The 15917-nt window shown below is 63.4% G+C and carries 19 protein-coding genes and 1 tRNA gene; 14 read left to right on the top strand and 6 right to left on the bottom strand.

Annotated features, from left to right (window positions below):
* Positions 1 to 228: 228 nt before the first annotated feature.
* Positions 229 to 447 carry a hypothetical protein gene (locus tag ACVJ5M_RS00850; protein ID WP_028151408.1) on the bottom strand — a complete coding sequence of 73 codons (219 nt, stop codon included), beginning with the start codon at positions 445 to 447 and terminating at the stop codon, positions 229 to 231.
* Between the two features lie 58 nt (positions 448 to 505).
* Positions 506 to 673: a hypothetical protein gene (locus ACVJ5M_RS00845; protein ID WP_231143679.1), complete on the bottom strand. Its 168-nt coding sequence runs from the start codon at positions 671 to 673 to the stop codon at positions 506 to 508.
* Positions 674 to 843: 170 nt separating this feature from the next.
* Between ACVJ5M_RS00845 and ACVJ5M_RS00840 the strand changes: the two genes are divergently transcribed.
* Both ACVJ5M_RS00840 and ACVJ5M_RS00835 read left to right on the top strand, forming a co-directional pair.
* A complete protein-coding gene (locus ACVJ5M_RS00840) occupies positions 844 to 1083 on the top strand; it encodes a hypothetical protein (protein ID WP_063985887.1) in 240 nt (79 codons plus the stop codon).
* Positions 1080 to 1529 (top strand): DUF3085 domain-containing protein, encoded by a 450-nt coding sequence (locus tag ACVJ5M_RS00835; RefSeq protein WP_063985886.1) that lies wholly within the window; start codon positions 1080 to 1082, stop codon positions 1527 to 1529. The genes ACVJ5M_RS00840 and ACVJ5M_RS00835 overlap by 4 nt, the downstream gene beginning before the upstream one ends.
* 13 nt (positions 1530 to 1542) lie before the next feature.
* Here ACVJ5M_RS00835 and ACVJ5M_RS00830 read toward each other — a convergent pair whose 3' ends face one another.
* Positions 1543 to 3306, bottom strand: a complete 1764-nt coding sequence (locus ACVJ5M_RS00830; protein ID WP_231143678.1) for a SulP family inorganic anion transporter — start codon at positions 3304 to 3306, stop codon at positions 1543 to 1545.
* 371 nt (positions 3307 to 3677) lie between these two features.
* Between ACVJ5M_RS00830 and ACVJ5M_RS00825 the strand changes: the two genes are divergently transcribed.
* From ACVJ5M_RS00825 to ACVJ5M_RS00815, 3 genes are all read left to right on the top strand, one after another.
* Positions 3678 to 4166, top strand: coding sequence for a peptidase associated/transthyretin-like domain-containing protein (locus ACVJ5M_RS00825; protein WP_063985884.1), 489 nt, complete (start codon positions 3678 to 3680; stop codon positions 4164 to 4166).
* 11 nt (positions 4167 to 4177) lie between these two features.
* Positions 4178 to 4816, top strand: a complete 639-nt coding sequence (locus ACVJ5M_RS00820; RefSeq protein ID WP_063985883.1) for a ferric reductase-like transmembrane domain-containing protein — start codon at positions 4178 to 4180, stop codon at positions 4814 to 4816.
* A gap of 196 nt (positions 4817 to 5012) precedes the next feature.
* Positions 5013 to 5501 carry a cyclic nucleotide-binding domain-containing protein gene (locus ACVJ5M_RS00815; RefSeq protein WP_063985882.1) on the top strand — a complete coding sequence of 163 codons (489 nt, stop codon included), beginning with the start codon at positions 5013 to 5015 and terminating at the stop codon, positions 5499 to 5501.
* Positions 5502 to 5597: 96 nt separating this feature from the next.
* On the opposite strand, the gene ACVJ5M_RS00810 is transcribed toward ACVJ5M_RS00815, so the two are convergent.
* Positions 5598 to 6089 carry a septal ring lytic transglycosylase RlpA family protein gene (locus ACVJ5M_RS00810; protein WP_094184040.1) on the bottom strand — a complete coding sequence of 164 codons (492 nt, stop codon included), beginning with the start codon at positions 6087 to 6089 and terminating at the stop codon, positions 5598 to 5600.
* 1102 nt (positions 6090 to 7191) lie between these two features.
* On the opposite strand from ACVJ5M_RS00810, the gene ACVJ5M_RS00805 reads away from it, so the two are divergent.
* Positions 7192 to 8211 (top strand): outer membrane protein, encoded by a 1020-nt coding sequence (locus ACVJ5M_RS00805; protein WP_245328497.1) that lies wholly within the window; start codon positions 7192 to 7194, stop codon positions 8209 to 8211.
* 100 nt (positions 8212 to 8311) lie between these two features.
* On the opposite strand, the gene ACVJ5M_RS00800 is transcribed toward ACVJ5M_RS00805, so the two are convergent.
* Positions 8312 to 8386, bottom strand: a tRNA-Thr gene (locus ACVJ5M_RS00800).
* A 317-nt stretch (positions 8387 to 8703) separates the two neighbouring features.
* Here ACVJ5M_RS00800 and ACVJ5M_RS00795 point away from each other — a divergent pair.
* From ACVJ5M_RS00795 to ACVJ5M_RS00775, 5 genes are all read left to right on the top strand, one after another.
* The gene (locus ACVJ5M_RS00795; RefSeq protein ID WP_063985880.1) at positions 8704 to 8892 is read left to right on the top strand and encodes a hypothetical protein; all 189 of its coding nucleotides are present in this window, start codon (positions 8704 to 8706) and stop codon (positions 8890 to 8892) included.
* A gap of 40 nt (positions 8893 to 8932) precedes the next feature.
* Positions 8933 to 10639 carry an FAD-dependent oxidoreductase gene (locus tag ACVJ5M_RS00790; RefSeq protein ID WP_063985879.1) on the top strand — a complete coding sequence of 569 codons (1707 nt, stop codon included), beginning with the start codon at positions 8933 to 8935 and terminating at the stop codon, positions 10637 to 10639.
* 126 nt (positions 10640 to 10765) lie between these two features.
* Entirely contained in the window at positions 10766 to 11074 is a 309-nt protein-coding gene (locus ACVJ5M_RS00785) for an EthD family reductase (RefSeq protein ID WP_063985878.1), read from the top strand.
* A gap of 260 nt (positions 11075 to 11334) precedes the next feature.
* A complete protein-coding gene (locus tag ACVJ5M_RS00780; RefSeq protein ID WP_028151419.1) occupies positions 11335 to 11844 on the top strand; it encodes a hypothetical protein in 510 nt (169 codons plus the stop codon).
* Between the two features lie 114 nt (positions 11845 to 11958).
* On the top strand, positions 11959 to 12783 hold the full coding sequence (locus tag ACVJ5M_RS00775) for an alpha/beta fold hydrolase (protein WP_028151420.1): 825 nt from the start codon (positions 11959 to 11961) through the stop codon (positions 12781 to 12783).
* A gap of 200 nt (positions 12784 to 12983) precedes the next feature.
* On the opposite strand, the gene ACVJ5M_RS00770 is transcribed toward ACVJ5M_RS00775, so the two are convergent.
* Entirely contained in the window at positions 12984 to 13637 is a 654-nt protein-coding gene (locus tag ACVJ5M_RS00770; protein WP_063985877.1) for a TetR/AcrR family transcriptional regulator, read from the bottom strand.
* 84 nt (positions 13638 to 13721) lie between these two features.
* Here ACVJ5M_RS00770 and ACVJ5M_RS00765 point away from each other — a divergent pair, with 84 nt between their 5' ends.
* From ACVJ5M_RS00765 to ACVJ5M_RS00755, 3 genes are all read left to right on the top strand, one after another.
* Positions 13722 to 14660, top strand: coding sequence for an SDR family oxidoreductase (locus ACVJ5M_RS00765; protein WP_063985876.1), 939 nt, complete (start codon positions 13722 to 13724; stop codon positions 14658 to 14660).
* Positions 14661 to 14686: 26 nt separating this feature from the next.
* Positions 14687 to 15346: an NAD(P)H-binding protein gene (locus ACVJ5M_RS00760; protein ID WP_063986740.1), complete on the top strand. Its 660-nt coding sequence runs from the start codon at positions 14687 to 14689 to the stop codon at positions 15344 to 15346.
* A gap of 81 nt (positions 15347 to 15427) precedes the next feature.
* Positions 15428 to 15877, top strand: a complete 450-nt coding sequence (locus tag ACVJ5M_RS00755; protein ID WP_063986739.1) for a DUF2948 family protein — start codon at positions 15428 to 15430, stop codon at positions 15875 to 15877.
* Positions 15878 to 15917 lie beyond the last annotated feature (40 nt).

Here is a 15917-nt window from a genome sequence, read left to right as displayed (position 1 = left end):
AGCGCGCAAATGCAATCCAAATCTGCTGTGCTAACGTCAGAGACGATGTAGCGGGCCAGGATTCACCTTTTGCTTCTCAAGAGCGAAATCGTCCTCCGTTTACTAGTTTTGGCTCCATCTCGTGAATTGTTCTGCCGTTCCTATTCCACGTCTCTGGCGTCGAGGGACGAACCTCCATGATTGTCGGTTCGGTCGAGATGTGGCCGGCACTTTTCCCGTTGGCGGCAGCTACAGCAAGCCGCGCTTGTGCTGGATGATGATGATAACGCGAATGATGCAGTCCGATACTGACTCGCCGGGCCGCCGTGCCTTGTGCAGCATTTGCCACGTCACCTCATCGATCTGTATCTGCCATTTGCCGCTTGCCAGGCGTTGTCCGGTATCGTCGGACGGGAACTCGGCCGCAATCAGAGCGCGGCACTCGTCGGTGATTTCAATTTCCGGCATTGTTGGTCGTTCTCGCGGACGGTGTGCTCGCGTGCAGCCCTCGCCCGATCCGGAGAGATCAGCCAGTTAAATCGCGGTAACTACCGATCCAGCCGAAGCCGATGCCGATCGTCCTGACCATGGACGAGGAGCGCGACATCTGGACGCAGTCGCGGTAGGGCGCTGCGGCGCCACCAGTGGATGCCTGCTGAATATTGAGGGATGCGGCGCTGACAAGAAGGATCATTCAATGGCTTGGGTCTCGTTCGCGCAGCCGTGACGCTTGAGTCGTCGGGCTCCCGTCGTCGCCGGACATTGCCGATCCTTCACAACCTTAATGCGATTTAACGAGGTTTCCGTAAGCGGTGTGGGTAAACCGCGAGTCGCGGGGGCGTCCTCCAGACACGAGATGACGCCGTGAAGTTTGACGAACAGGAACGCACCGCGCTGACGGACGCTGGGTTTTCCGTCGCCGACAACAGCAAAGCTGCCTACGTCGAAGCCGTCGTGGTGATCGCCGCATACGACGCCGAAACCTATTGGCTGACGTTCGCCCTGCCGAATGATGCCCAGATCGTGTGCGTTGTGCCACGCGACCAGATTGCCGACGCGATCGCAACTCGTAACTACGCAGCTCGGCGGAACCCACTTCAGTGAAGCTGACCTTCCCTCATGCAAGGCTGAAGGCGCTCTGGAACGAGGCCGTCCGGCAATGGCCGGTTTCGGTGCGAGCCATGAACGGTCGAGATTCCCCCGGTTTCTGGCTTGTCGGTGGCCAAGGCATCTATCTCGTGCATAACGGCGCCAGGCCTCGGGGCAGCGTGACTCTGGCCTACGCAAACGAATGCGACCCGCTCAGGGTGCCGGTCCAAAGTTGGTTGGGTATCAAGCGCGCCATCTTCGGCGATAACGATGGGAGGGAATTCATCGATCTGGTGATGATCGGCACTGCCGTCGATGCCGGCGCCGACCTCGAGGTGACCTTCGAGCCCGACGCGATGACGGTGGCTGTCGTCGAAAAAGGGACGGCGAGCATACGACTGCAATCGCTGCGCATCCGGGACAAAAATGACACCACGTCAGGACGCAGTTGTCGGGTTTGAGTCTGAATCTCGGCTAAGGACCAGACGCGGTATCTTGGCCCGCTACTCTCTCCAAGCCCTGCACATCGTCGTCCTCCCAGTCCTCCCGGTCCTCCCATTCCACGTTGTTGGTTTCGAGATAGCGGGCGACGGCTACGCCGATTGTCGGGAAGAAGTAATTCTCTCCAAGCTGCGCGAAGAGGCCAAATCTTTTCAGCTTGTCCTTCACGGGATCTTTGAGTTCGGCAAAACAAAACTCTATGCCTTGCGCGTGCAACGATCGGTCCAGTTCGGCAACCACGTCGCAGGCGGTGACGTCTACGCTCGTGACCGGCTCCGCGGCAACAACTAGCCAACGCACGGGTGTTGGCGATGTCGCTACGGCATCCAGGACGCGTTCCCTGAAGAATTCGGCGTTGGCAAAAAACAGAGGTGCATCCCAGCGAAACAGGACCAGCCCGGGGACCCGGCGCGCATCCGGATATCGTGTGATGTCGTGATAGCCTTTGACGCCGTAGGCGCGCCCCAATACGGCGGAGTGTGGGCGCCAACCGTCCCACAGGAACTCGATGATAGCGATTGCGATCGCAAGACCAATTCCTGGAATGACTCCGAGCACTGCTACACCGACAAAGCAGACGATGGCCAGCCAGAATTCCCACCGTTGAATGCGATAGATTCGTTTGAGGTCGGCAACTTCAATCAAGCCAATCGCCGATGCGATAACGACGGCGGCTAATGCGGCGGTGGGTAAATGTTGGAGCAGGCTCGGCGCGACCAGGAGGAGCAACGCGATGGCAAGCGCGCCTACGACGCTGGTGAGTTGAGTGCGGGCACCGGCGGCTTCCGCAACGGGTGTCCGTGAACTACTGCTGCTGATCGGGAAGCCCTGGAAAAATCCCGTCGCCAGATTGGCGGCACCGAGCCCGACCATCTCTTGGTTGGGATCGACCCGAGACCCCAATCGCGCAGCATAGGCACGTGAAAGTACGCTCGTATCGGCAAACGAAACCATCGCTACTGCACAACCGCCGATCAGCACCGGCACGAGGTCGCTGGAGGTGATCCATGGGACAACGAAACCCGGCAGGCCCTGGGGAAGGGGGCCCAGCACCTTGACGCCGTATTGCGTCCCGAGATCAAGCACCCCGACGACGAGCGTAGCCCCAACGACCGCAATCAGAAGGCCCGGTACCCGCTTGTTGTTCCTGAGAAGCAGGATCACGATCAACGTGGCGAGGCCAATCGCGAACGCGACCCAGTTTATCTGCCCCCCAAGGATCGCGCTGACAATCGCCCACAGGCTTCGCAGTGGCCCCTCGCTCTCGATGGAAAAGCCGAAGAGCTTGGGCAGCTGGCTGATCAATACGGTCAGGGCAATTCCGTTCATATACCCGTAGCGTATCGGCTTCGAGAGAAGCTCGGTGATAAAGCCAAGGCGCGCGACGCCTGCCAGGATACAGACCGTCCCTGAGACAATCGCCATCATGCCCGCGAGTGTCACGGCCCGCAGGGGATCGCCCTGAGCCAAGGGAGCGATGACTCCAAGGAGTATTGCCGCCAGCGCCGAGTCCGGGCCAAGGACGAGAATGCGGCTTGGGCCGAACAGCGCGTAGGCCAGCAGCGGCACGATCGTTGCGTACAAACCGTAGATGCCCGGCAGGCCCGATGCAGCTGCATAGGCAATGCCGACCGGGACCAGCATTGTCGCCAGGACGATGCCGGCGAAGATATCGTGCGGAAGCCATGCTGCTTCATATTGACGGAGAGTGTCGAGTCCGGGCAACCAGCGCTTCATTGATGGTTTCTCCCAGCCCGCATTGAGCAAGTTTGCCCCGCATGATGTGTTGGACCGATCAGGCTATTACGCCCGCAGCAGGCTGAACAGTGGCCCGGCGCTATGGCCGAAGCAGCACAGCGGGCCATGGGTGCCAGCCGGCACCAAGTCTTCCCTGCGCCCTCTTCACGGACGAGGGGGAAGGACCAAAACCGAACTCGGGCGTTCCATGCCGCGAGAATGGCGTTCGTTCGCGGCTGTTTGAGTGGCCTGTGCCTCCGTTCACAACCCTGTTATTGCGACCTGGTGCGCCCGTTGTCTCAACTGGGCGTTTTGCGCCTGTTGTTGTACCCTTGGTGAAACTGCTGCTGGGGTCGCGAGGAGGAACTGACATGACCATGGTCGTACTCAACCGACGCTATCTCCTCGCCGCCGGCGGCTCGGTCCTGGCGGCCGGGGTGTCCGGGCTCCTGTTGCCGGCCCGTGCCGAAGGCCTCGCACCGACCGAGTCGATGTCGGGTGGCGCGAACAACTACCGCAAGGGCGCGGCGATCGTGGACCGGATCGGCAAGGGCGGCTTCTGGATGAGCGGCACCGTTCGCCGCGCAGGCGACGGGGCTCCACTTGCCGGGCAGCGCATCCAGATCTGGGCGCACACGACCGAAGGGCAGGAGCACGAACCGCAAAGTCATGGCGCCACGCTCACCGACAAGGACGGCAAGTTCCGGCTCGAGATGCCGCAGATCATTCCGATCTTCGGCCAGCCGCATGGTCACCTCGCCTATGACAGCGGTGAGTTCAAGACCGTCTTTCTGCGGCCGGTGATGCGGAGCGCGAAGGAGACGAGCCTGGAAGCGCACTTCGTCCTGCAGACGGCCTGACCGGGTTGCGAATGAAGGGGTGGAGACTGGCCCGGGTGATCCTGATCTGGGTTGCCCTTGCTTCGGCCATTGGCGTGCCGATCGTCGCGGCAGCGGGAAGCGAGCAGCTCGCATGGCGCGGTCCGCTCTACGTCGTGGCCGGGTTTGCGGGAATTGTTGCCCTCGGCCTCGTGCTCGTTCAGCCCCTGCTGATCGGCGGATATCTGCCGGGATTCCCGGCTTATCGCGGACGGCGTGCGCATCACTGGATCGGCGGTACGCTGGTCGCAGCGATCGTGATCCATGTCGTTGGCCTCTGGATCACCAGTCCGCCCGACATGATCGACGCGCTGACCTTCTCATCGCCGACGCCGTTCTCTCCCTTTGGCGTGACCGCGATGTGGGCCATCTTCGCGGTCGCGCTCTTGGCCGCCCTGCGTCGGCGATTGGGACTGCGACCACGAACCTGGCGCTTCATTCACATGCCGCTGGCGATCGTCATCGTCGCAGGCAGCGTGGTCCATTGCCTGCTGATCGAGGGGACGATGGAGACGATCTCTAAGGCGGCACTCTGCGCGCTCGTCCTCGCGGCAACCGTAAAAGTCATGATCGACCTGCAGGTGTGGCGAAAGCGAAGGACCTTGCGCGGCGAGAGCACTGCGCCGCAGTGACATGGCCGCGCGTAGCGCATAGTAGAGCGAAGCGAAACCCATCGCACTTTGTCTGCGCGGAAGCATGATGGGTTTCGCAAGCGCTCTACCATCCTACGAAACTTTTGCTGACCGCCTTGTTCAAACACGTTCGGCGTCGTCAGCGCCGATCTCCGCTCCGCTTGCCGCAGATTGCGACGGGGCGTATCCTAGCGTGATGGTTGTCAGTGCCCCCGAGCTGAAAACGTTCCTGCTCGCGACGCCGTTCTTCGGCGGTCTTCCGGACCCGAGCCTCGACCTGCTGATTTCGATGCTGGTCGAGTGCCGCTTTGATGCCGGCGCGACCGTCGTGGCGGAAGGCGAGCCGGGACGCTCGCTGTTCATCGTCAAATCCGGCCGGCTGGCGGTGAGCAAGCAGGCGAACTCGGGGAGCGTCATCCCGATTTCCGTTCTGGAGGCTGGCGATTTCTTCGGTGAAATGACGCTGATTGAAATGCAGAATCGCTCCGCCACGGTGGTCGCGGAGAGTCCGACGGTGCTGTACGAGCTGACGGCGCAAAAGCTCTACGCTTGCTACAAGGCCGATATCCACGCCTATGTGATCGTCCTGCAGAACGTCAATCGAGAGCTATGCCGGCGGCTGCGCCGTGCCGACGATCGCCTCACCGGACACCAGGCGGACGAAGACGAAACCCCCGCGAGATGACTGTGCTTCTCTGCGCCGCCGCAAGTTCGCTCCGCGGCTGACGGTCCCGGATTACGCTCGCGCTCCATCCGGGCCACGCCACTTCGCGTGGGACGTTCAGCCCACCGGTCCCGGGATCCAATCGTCCCCTGAAAGTGGGATCACTCTTACGCCAACAATGACTCCGAGTTCCAGGCTTGGATCGAAATGGCGCATCGTCCGCTCGTTGAGGTCGATGATGCGGCCAGGCCTCAATGGCCCCACGTCATTTATCTTGACGATGACCTTCTTGCCGACGGCCTCGACGAGGGCATATTTCGGCCTCGCGCCAAATTGGACCCCACCAAATTTCCCGCGCAAATTCGTCTTGATGGCAGCCGCCCAGACAGAGGGATCATAGCGCTCGCCGGAGGCTGTGTTCGGACCGCCCTCTTCCTTGCCGGGCTTGAACGGATTGTACATGGATGCGGCGCCAACGATCGCCTCCCCGGAGGCGGCATCGACGACGGCGCTTGAGTGAACTTCACACGCTTCACTTCGATCAACGGGAACAGAAACGGCAAGCGCAACCAGGGCGCCGCAAATTGCGGCGCTCGAGCGGAACAGCATTATAACTCCTGTGATTTTTTCGATCGTCCGGTTCCGACACCGCAAGCATGGTCAAGCGAACGCGGAAGCGTTCACGAACTTGCACCAGTGCTTTGCGGATTCGAGCCAACCCCTGGCTACGGAACCGATGTGCGAACCAGAGCGGTCCGCACGCAGTGTTTTAGGTTGTCCCCGACTAAGACAGAGAATGCGTCAGCAGCATGACCTGATGGAACCTGCGGTGAGTGACACATGCGATGTCGCCACAAGCCGACACGCTCGCGCTAATTGATACGTCGGGCAAAACACCCGCCGCTCGCACAAACCCGTCAATCCTCTTCAGTAAAAATATTCCACTTTACCGAAATTCGGAATTACGGCATTCTCTCCGTCATCCCGTCCCGAGAAGAGGGGCGATCGTACGTCGTCACGAACGTGGGCCGGGGTGCGGTGGACGCGGCAGTGCCGGGCACGCGAATGCGGGACCAGGGCGAGATGAACCTCGTGAGGGCCTTGACTGCGTGCGGGACGGACGGCGCCTGTGTCCGGCGAAGCCCTTGGGCGGAGCTGGATCGCTGCGTACGGCGAAAACGCGTGGTCCTGACCGTCGTTGCTACGGTCAAGCCTTGCGGAGATGGATCGGGGCTCTACCGGGTTTCGAGGCATCGCCAATTCGCGAGGTGACGGAGGCCAGAAGGAACTCGGCTCCGGGGAGAGCGCGCATAAACCGTCAGACCATCGCGCAGGGAAGGCCGGGTGTTTTTCCGGCCCACCTGTTTCCCGCCTGCGCATTTGCGTGTGCAAATTCCTGGCGCAGCGGATCATGGGTGCCAGCCGGCACCCGGCCTTCCCTGCGCCCTCTTCACGGAAGAGGGCGAAAGAGGAGAGCAAAACTCGGGCGTTTCATGCCGCGAGAATGCCGCTTCATGCGTGAATTGAGAATCGTGTTGCCCGATGGGATTGATCGAGACGCGGGGTGCGTGTCGCTCAAAATCCACATGGGTTCGGAATCGCCAGCTTGGGTGCCTCAAACGGTCGCATCCGCGGACGCGATATCTTTGCGATGGCCTGACCAGATTCCATAGTGTCAGCGATGATTTGCAACCGAGGGGCGGGGTATCAAATGACAGCGCGTAAATGTTTCATCGTGGCCGCGGGATTGATGATGGCGAGCGCCGCCCATGCCGAGGACGTTCCCTCCAACGCCGAACTGTTTCGCATGCTGAAGGCGCAGCAGCAGACCATCTCCGAGCTGCGCGCCGAATTGAAGCAGGCCAAACAGGAGCGGCGCACGGTCACTCCGCGAGAGGCGACTGCATCGGCAGCCAAGCCAGCCGGACGCGACGCCGCGAGGGAGACGGTTGCGGTAGCACCGCCCGCGCAGGCTTATGCGATGTACAACAAGGGACCCGCAGTCGCGCCGGCGCGCACCGGCGGTGCCTATGTCGGTGTGTTCGGTGGCGGCGGCAGTCGCGGCGGCACTGACGTCAGCCAGCTCGGCACCGTCTTTTTCGTTGAGGCCGTCGGGGGCCCCTTGGCTGTCGACGCCACAGGGCGGACCAGCAGCGGCGGCGTCGGGTTCGGTGGCGCGCATCTCGGCTATGAATGGTCGTATGGTACGTATCTGCGGCCCGCTTTGGAGATCGAAGGTTTCTATCTGGCAGGTAACCAGCCGCGTGCGACGTTGGTGACCCCCACAGACCGATTTGCAGAGCACTCCTTCGACACGACTTTCCCGACGCGCACCACGGTGCTGCTGGCGAACATGGTTGTCGGCTTCAACACGCCCTATCAAGGCATCACGCCCTATATCGGTGGCGGGATCGGGGCCGCGAACGTCTCCATCAACGGCGCCACGTCCACACAGACCGACCCGGCCGAGCCTGGCATCAACCACGTCAACGCGCGTCCGGACTCCTCAGCCTGGACCTTTGCGGCACAGGCCAAGGCCGGTGCGCGCTTCGCCCTCGGCAACAGCGGCGCTTACCTGTTCGGCGAGTACCGCTATCTGTACGTCGGCGATGTGAATCAGGTTTTCGGCTCCACCGTGAATCCCGCTCATGCTGCGACCAGCCCGTGGACGGCCAGCTTCGGCGGCACATCGCACCATCTCGCAGCCGGCGGCATCGGCTTCGGCTTCTAGCTGAGCTCGATCACTGCGAGAATCGGAGGGGGCGGACGACACGTCCGGCCCCTCCCAGGAGGCAACCGGGCAACGGAAGAAGGCGATTTTCTGAGGAAACTGGTGCTGCCAGACAGGATTGAACTGTCGACCTCTCCATTACCAATGGAGTGCTCTACCACTGAGCTACGGCAGCATGTGCTGGGATAAGAATCGGCCGCCAAGGGGGCCTACCAAGCGGGCCGATATCTGCCACAAGCCCCCCTCCTGTGCAAGCTTGCTAGCTCCGCCAAAACGAGAAAATCGGGTCGATATCGGGGCCAAAATGCCCGTTTTCAGGTGAAAGTACCGACTTTCCGCCGATTTCGGTTCCGATATCCCCGGCCAACTGGCCAGTTGGCCGCGGCATGGCATTCGGCCCATTTTGGATTTCGCACGAACAGTTCGTGAGGGGCCTCTTGAGCTGCCGCATTCTCCGGGCATGTTATCGCGGATCGCTGGTATGGACCGCTGATGGCTGACGAGAACGACAAGAGCACGAGACAGGCGAGGGGGGCGCGGGACGACCGGCTGAAATCGGCGCTGCGCGAAAACCTGAAGCGACGGAAGATGCAGGCGCGCGAACGCGCCGCAATCACCGACCCCTCGCAGAATGACGATGCTTCCCTAGATGAGGGGACCGCCGGCAAGACTGGCGATTGAAGTCTGGCGATTAGAATTTTTGGAGTGCATGGACGTGGCAATGGGGCAGGACGAGCAGCAACGAGACGATGGTGACGCGCAGATGTCGCGGTTCACGCGCCCTGAGCAGACCTTTCCGGCGCTGACATCGGCCGAGATCGAGCGCATGCGGAATTTCGGCGAGGTCCGCACCTACGCTAACGGCGAATTCCTGTTCGAGACCGGCAAGCCCGGGCCGGGCATGTTCGTCGTGCTGAAGGGCCACGTCGCCATCACCCAGCGCGACGGGCTCGGCAATGTCACGCCGCTGATCGACCAGGGGCCGGGGCAATTTCTGGCCGAGCTCAGCCAGCTCTCGGGCCGGCCGGCGCTGGTCGACGGCCGCGCCGAAGGCGAGGTCGAGACGCTGCTGCTGCCGCCGCCCCGCCTGCGCGCGCTGCTGGTCGCCGAGGCCGAGCTCGGCGAGCGCATCATGCGCGCGCTGATCCTGCGCCGGGTCAATCTGCTTCAGGCCGGCGTCGGCGGTGTGGTGCTGATCGGTCCCTCGTATTCGGCCGGCGTGGTGCGCTTGCAGGGCTTCCTCACCCGCAACGGCCAGCCGCATCATCTGCTCGATCCCGAGCGTGACCGCGACGCCGCCGAGGTGATCGCGCGCTATTCGCCGAAGCCGGAAGACTGGCCGCTGGTCGTCGCGGCGAGCGGCGAGGTGCTGCGCAACCCCAGCGAAACCGAGGTTGCGCGCGCGATCGGCATGATCGGCGGCCCCCGCAACGACCGTATCTACGATGTCGCGATCGTCGGCTGCGGACCCGCCGGGCTGGCAACCGCGGTGTATGCCGCCTCCGAAGGGCTCTCGGTTGCCGTGCTCGACACCCGCGCCTTCGGCGGCCAGGCCGGTGCCAGCGCGCGCATCGAAAACTATCTCGGCTTTCCGACCGGCATTTCCGGCCAGGCCCTGACCGCGCGCGCGTTCAACCAGGCGCAGAAGTTCGGCGCCGACATCATGATCCCCGTCACGGTGAAGTCGCTCGACTGCACGCGCCGGGACGGCGCCTTTGCGGTGACGCTCGACGGCAGCGATCCCTTGCGTTCGCGCGCGGTCGTGGTTGCGAGCGGCGCGCGTTATCGCCGCCCCGAGATCGAGAACCTCGACAAGTTCGAGGGCCGCGGCGTCTGGTATTGGGCCTCTCCGGTCGAGGCGCGGCTCTGCGCCGGCGAGGAGGTGGCCCTGGTCGGTGCCGGCAATTCGGCGGGGCAGGCGGCCGTGTTCCTGTCGGGACACGCCAAGAAGGTGCTGATGATCATCCGCGGCGGTGGCCTGGGCGCCAGCATGTCGCGCTATCTCATCGAGCGCATCGAAGCGACACCCAACATCGAATTGATGTTCAACACCGAGATCACCGCGCTCGAGGGCGACGAGGCTTCGCTGCTGCGGCGCATCCGCTGGAAGAGCCGGCTGTCGAGCGATGAAGACTCCGCCGACATCAAGAATCTCTTTTTGTTCGTCGGTGCCGATCCCGCCACCAGCTGGCTCGACGGCTGCGGCGTCACGCTCGATCGCGGCGGCTTCGTCGTGACGGGCGCGCAGTCCGAGCTGAACCAGGGCAAGCTGGTGGCCCCACTGGAGACCTCGGTGCCCGGCGTCTACGCGGTCGGCGACGTCCGCTCCGGCTCGGTCAAGCGCGTCGGCGGCGCCATTGGCGAAGGCGCGCAGGTCGTGGCCTCCCTGCACGGCTATCTCGGCGACGCCGCAAAACCGGCGCTTTAGTCAAGGACAAGACAAGCAGACGGCAAGCGGAATCTCACTTGCCATCTTGCCGTGTCCCACAGACTATCGCCCCGTCGCGAGGCCAATCGCGCGTGGAAGAACAAAAGATTCACAAGGGAGGACTAAATGGCCGAACTCGTCGTGCTCTACAAGACGCCCAAAGACGCCGCCGCCTTCGACAAGCATTATGCCGAGACCCACATTCCGCTCGCGAAGAAACTTCCCGGCCTGAAGAAATACGCCGTCAGCACGGGCGCAGTCGGCTCGCCCGCCGGACCATCGGGCGTCCACCTCGTCGCCATTCTCAGCTTCGACAGCGTGGGCGACATCCAGAAGGCCTTCGGCAGCGAAGCTGGCAAGGCGGCCGCGGGCGACGTGCCGAAATTCGCCAGCGGCGGCGCCGATCTGCTGATCTTCGACACCAAGGAAGTCTGAGCGCGCGCGAAGCGTCTCGCCAAATTCGATTCAACTTTCGTCGAAGACCTGCAAGCTCGTAGCCCGGATTTAGCTTCGCCCCATCCGGGCTACAAACTGCTCTCGTTTGTGACAGCACTGCAAAAAATTCGGTCGTGCGTTTGTCGATTCGCACGACGGCGCATGGCTCCGCACGAGTCTGTGACATCGCGTATGTAGCCATCCGATGAGGACCGTAATATCAATCGCCTGATCTCAATGCAGAGAGTAGGAGAGATGCCGTGGTTCTTGGGTTGAGCCTGCCCGCCTTCACGTTGGTCCATGTCATCATCAGCCTGATCGGCATCGTCGCCGGCCTGGTCGTGATGTTCGGTCTGCTCGGGTCGAAGTCGATGCCGGGCCTCACCGCGATCTTCCTGCTGTTCACGATCCTCACCAGCGTCACCGGCTTCCTGTTTCCGTTCAAGGAGCTGCTGCCCTCGTACATCATCGCCGGCATCTCGCTGGTGCTGCTCGCGATCGCCTGCCTCGCGCTCTACGGAATGAAGCTCAAAGGGGTCTGGCGTCCCGTCTACATCGTGACCGCGATGATCTCGCTCTATTTCAACGTCTTCGTGCTGGTGATCCAGTCGTTCCTGAAGGTGCCGGCGCTCGCCGCGCTCGCGCCTGCCGTGCCGCCGAATCCGCCGGGAGGCCCCGTCTTCGCCGTGGTGCAGGGCATCGTGCTGGTGTTCTTCGTGGTGCTGACCATCGGCGCCTGGCGCCGCTACAAGCCGATGACGTTTGCCTGATCGCACGTTCACGGTCGGTGCGCGGCATCGACCTCGTGACATCGCCCGACCATCTCCGGATTGCCGGCTCGCGTTTTGCGAGCCCCGGATTGATTTTCACTGAAGGAGCCATTCATGCCCACCATCACCACCAAGGACGGCGTCGAGATCTTTTTCAAGGATTGGGGTTCGGGCCAGCCGATCGTGTTCAGCCATGGCTGGCCGCTGTCGGCCGACGACTGGGACACGCAGATGATATTCTTCGCCAATCACGGCTACCGCGTCATCGCTCATGACCGCCGCGGCCACGGCCGCTCCTCGCAGGTCGCCGACGGCCACGACATGGATCACTATGCCGACGATCTCGCGGCGGTGACCGCGCATCTCGACCTCAAGAACGCCATCCATGTCGGCCACTCCACCGGCGGCGGTGAAGTCGTGCACTACATCGCGCGTCACGGTGAGAGCCGGGTGGCGAAGGCTGCGATCCTCTCCGCGGTGCCGCCGCTGATGGTGCAGACGGCGGCCAATCCCGGCGGCCTGCCGAAGAGCGTGTTCGACGATCTCCAGAAGCAGCTCGCCGCCAGCCGCACCGGCTTCTACCGCGACCTCGCTTCCGGTCCTTTCTACGGCTACAACCGTCCCGGCGCAAAGCCGTCGGAAGCGGTGATCCAGAACTGGTGGCGCCAGGGCATGATGGGCGGCGCGAAGGCGCATTACGACGGCATCGTCGCGTTCTCGCAGACCGATTTCACCGAGGACCTGAAGAAGATCAGCGTGCCCGTGCTGGTGATGCACGGCGACGACGACCAGATCGTTCCCTACGCCGATTCCGGCCCGCTGTCGGCCAAGCTGCTGAAGAACGGCACGCTCAAGACCTACAAGGGCTTCCCGCACGGCATGCCGACCACGCACGCCGAAACCATCAACGCGGACCTGCTCGCGTTCTTCAAGGCGTGAGGGACTGATCTCACCCTCCCCTGGAGGGGGAGGGTCGATCGCGCGCAGCGCGAGCGGGGTGGGGTGATCTCTCCCCTCGGGCGCTGTTCGATGCGGAGAGACCGTCACCCCACCCCGTCTCACATTCCGCTGCGCTCCATGTGAGCCGACCCACGGGCGAGCTACGCTCGTCCCGGACCCCTCCAGGGGAGGGTGCGCACTCACTTCAAGATCGCCCTGATCGCATCGAACGTGCGCTTCACGAAAACCTCCGGTTTCTCCCGCACATCTTCGCCGATCCAGTTTTCGCCGCCGACGCGCATCGCGCCGGTGGCGATCATGGCGACGAGCCGTGCCTTCAGCCTGTCCGATTTGGTTTTGGCACGCTGCGAAAGCCCTTCGGCCAGTGCGCGCTCGAGCTTCTCGTATTTGAGCTGGTCGCGCGCGTGAAGCGCGGGATTGTCGCGCTTGAGCCGCGACATTGCCGCGGCTTCCGCCGGGTCGATCCGCCTGACGGCCGCCGCGATCGCATTCTCCGCCGCCGTCAGCATGGTTTCGCCCACTGGCCGCGCCACGACCTCTGCGACCAGCGCGCTTGCTGCGCCCTCCTGCCAGGCGGCGACCACGTCCTCTTTCGACGCGAAGTAGTGGAAGAAGCTGCGGCGTGACACGTCGGCCGCGGTCGCGATGTCGTCGATGGTCGTGGCCTCGAAGCCGCGCTCCAGGAACAGTGCCATCGCCGCGCGGGTCAGCCGCTCGCGGGTCTCTTGCAATTTACGCTGGCGCAGGCCGGGACCATCAGGGGATTTTGCTCCTGCCGGCAATGGCTTGGCGCCTGTCCTGACCGATTTCCCGCCGGGCTTTGAAGCCTTCAAATTATTTCACCTCTTGCAAACTTGCACTCAGTGCACATTTAGACCGGTCGCGGGCCTCATTCCAGCCCCGAACGGAGATACGGCATGACCGACTGGAGCACGGCAGACATCCCCTCCCTCAGCGGCAAGACCGCCGTCGTGACCGGGGCGACGGGCGGCCTCGGCTACGAGACGGCGATGGCGCTGGCGGGCGCCGGTGCCATTGTCATACTCACCGGACGCAACGACGCAAAGGGCCTGCGGGCGATCGAGGGCATTTGCGAGCGGTTTCCCAACGCATTGATCGCCTACGAGCATCTCGATCTCGCCAGTCTCGCCTCCGTCGCCGATTTTACCAGGCGCTTTGCCGCCAGCAACGAGCAGCTCGATCTCCTGATCAACAATGCCGGCGTGATGGCGCTGCCGAAGCGGCAGCAGACGGAGGATGGTTTCGAGATGCAGCTCGGCACCAACTATCTCGGCCATTACGCGCTGACGGCACAGCTGTTGCCGCAGCTTCGCCGCGCGAAAGCGCCGCGCATCGTCAATCTGTCGAGCCTCGCGCACCGCTCCGGCGCGATCAATTTCGACGATCTGCAAAGCAAGCGTTCCTATCGTCCCTGGCGCGCCTATTGCCAGTCCAAGCTGGCGATGCTGATGTTTTCGCTGGAGCTGCAGCGCCACAGCCTCGCCGCCGGCTGGGGCCTGACGAGCCTTGCTGCCCATCCCGGCTACGCGCGGACCGATCTCATTCCGAACGGGCCGGGCGCCGACACCTTCCAGTCGCGTGTCAGCCGTTGGCTCCAGCCTTTCATCAGCCACTCCGCAGCCGAAGGCGCGCTGCCCACGCTGTTCGCGGCGACCTCGCCGGCTGCAGAGCCCGGCGGCTATTGCGGTCCGAACTGGTTCTACGAATTGAAGGGGCCGCCCGCGCCGGCGAAGATCATGCCGCAGGCGAAGGATTTCGCCGCGGCCGCCATGCTGTGGGATGTCTCGGCGACGTTGACCGGTGTATCCTTCGACGAGATCGCGGTCGCCGCATGAGCCGCGGGCCGGGTGGGGACGTCACGATGCAAGTCATCATCTTCGGCGCGACCGGCATGGTCGGGCAGGGCGTATTGCGCGAATGCCTGATCGACACCGGCATCGACCGCGTGCTCGTGGTCGGCCGCAGCCCGACCGGCGTCCGCAATGCGAAGCTCACCGAAATCACGCACGGCGATTTCACCGACTACTCGGCGATCGAAGCGCAGCTCACGGGCTTCGATGCCTGCTTCTTCTGCCTCGGCGTCTCCTCGATCGGCATGAGCGAGGATCGCTATCGCCATCTCACCTACGATCTCACGCTCGCAACGGCGACGACGCTCGCGAAGCTCAATCCGCAGATGACGTTCGTCTACGTCACCGGCGCCGGCACCGATTCCACCGAGCAGGGATCGCGGATGTGGGCGCGGATCAAGGGCAAGACCGAAAACGATCTGCTCAAGCTGCCGTTCCGGGGGGCCTACATGTTCCGCCCCGGGGCGATCCAGCCCCTGCACGGCGCCCGCTCCAAGACCGCCTGGGTGCAGGCCGTGTATGCCGCAACCGGGCCGCTCTGGTCGGCGCTGCGCCGGATCTCGCCGCGGCTCGTCACCTCGACCGAGCAGATGGGCCGCGCCATGATTCGTGTCGCCCGGGAGGGGTATCCGCGGAAGGTGCTGGAGATGGAGGATATCAATAGCCTCTAGCCGGCTAGCCCGTTAGTTTCACGGAAATTTCCGCGTCCGCGCGCGTTGAGCCTTATCGGCCCCCGAGGAGAAATGCCGGCGATGTCTCCCCAGCTCAAACTGATCGCGCTCGACGCCGACGATCTCGCCGTGATCTCGACCCATGTGCAGGACGCCCGCGTCCAGGCCGCCGACATCATCTGGCGGCAAAGCGAGAAGCGGCTGGTGGTCGGGATGAGCCGGCTGGACTGGGAGCAGTCACTGGACGGCGAGGCCGAACCCCGCCGGCTGGTCGCCGCGCTCCGCTTCGACCGCGTGCTCGCCTGCAAGTCGCGCAACATCGACCTCGGCGCGCCGGACGAGGTTCTGGACCTCGTCGGCATCGAGTTTCACTCCCAGGACGGCCGCGACGAGGAGCCCGGCGGCAGCGCCCTGCTGCTGTTCGCCCATGGCGGCGCCATCCGCCTCGACGTCGAATGTCTGGAATGCGAGTTGACCGATCTGGGGGCGGACGCGCTCGGGGCCGGACTGGGCCTCGAGGAGGAGGGGTGAGCTGGCCGGTATACCAGTCAAGCCAGGTCGGGCCGCTGCC

It is taken from the genome of Bradyrhizobium sp. S3.7.6 (genome assembly GCF_054061875.1).
This window is presented reverse-complemented; position numbering and strand designations above follow the sequence as displayed.

Excerpts from the sequence above, each read along its gene's own strand:
- ACVJ5M_RS00850 (WP_028151408.1), bottom strand. The coding sequence starts at position 447 with ATGCCGGAAATTGAAATCACCGACGAGTGCCGCGCTCTGATTGCGGCC.
- ACVJ5M_RS00845 (WP_231143679.1), bottom strand. The coding sequence starts at position 673 with ATGATCCTTCTTGTCAGCGCCGCATCCCTCAATATTCAGCAGGCATCC.
- ACVJ5M_RS00830 (WP_231143678.1), bottom strand. The coding sequence starts at position 3,306 with ATGAAGCGCTGGTTGCCCGGACTCGACACTCTCCGTCAATATGAAGCA.
- ACVJ5M_RS00825 (WP_063985884.1), top strand. The coding sequence starts at position 3,678 with ATGACCATGGTCGTACTCAACCGACGCTATCTCCTCGCCGCCGGCGGC.
- ACVJ5M_RS00820 (WP_063985883.1), top strand. The coding sequence starts at position 4,178 with ATGAAGGGGTGGAGACTGGCCCGGGTGATCCTGATCTGGGTTGCCCTT.
- ACVJ5M_RS00815 (WP_063985882.1), top strand. The coding sequence starts at position 5,013 with ATGGTTGTCAGTGCCCCCGAGCTGAAAACGTTCCTGCTCGCGACGCCG.
- ACVJ5M_RS00810 (WP_094184040.1), bottom strand. The coding sequence starts at position 6,089 with ATGCTGTTCCGCTCGAGCGCCGCAATTTGCGGCGCCCTGGTTGCGCTT.
- ACVJ5M_RS00805 (WP_245328497.1), top strand. The coding sequence starts at position 7,192 with ATGACAGCGCGTAAATGTTTCATCGTGGCCGCGGGATTGATGATGGCG.
- ACVJ5M_RS00795 (WP_063985880.1), top strand. The coding sequence starts at position 8,704 with ATGGCTGACGAGAACGACAAGAGCACGAGACAGGCGAGGGGGGCGCGG.
- ACVJ5M_RS00790 (WP_063985879.1), top strand. The coding sequence starts at position 8,933 with ATGGGGCAGGACGAGCAGCAACGAGACGATGGTGACGCGCAGATGTCG.
- ACVJ5M_RS00785 (WP_063985878.1), top strand. The coding sequence starts at position 10,766 with ATGGCCGAACTCGTCGTGCTCTACAAGACGCCCAAAGACGCCGCCGCC.
- ACVJ5M_RS00775 (WP_028151420.1), top strand. The coding sequence starts at position 11,959 with ATGCCCACCATCACCACCAAGGACGGCGTCGAGATCTTTTTCAAGGAT.
- ACVJ5M_RS00765 (WP_063985876.1), top strand. The coding sequence starts at position 13,722 with ATGACCGACTGGAGCACGGCAGACATCCCCTCCCTCAGCGGCAAGACC.
- ACVJ5M_RS00760 (WP_063986740.1), top strand. The coding sequence starts at position 14,687 with ATGCAAGTCATCATCTTCGGCGCGACCGGCATGGTCGGGCAGGGCGTA.
- ACVJ5M_RS00755 (WP_063986739.1), top strand. The coding sequence starts at position 15,428 with ATGTCTCCCCAGCTCAAACTGATCGCGCTCGACGCCGACGATCTCGCC.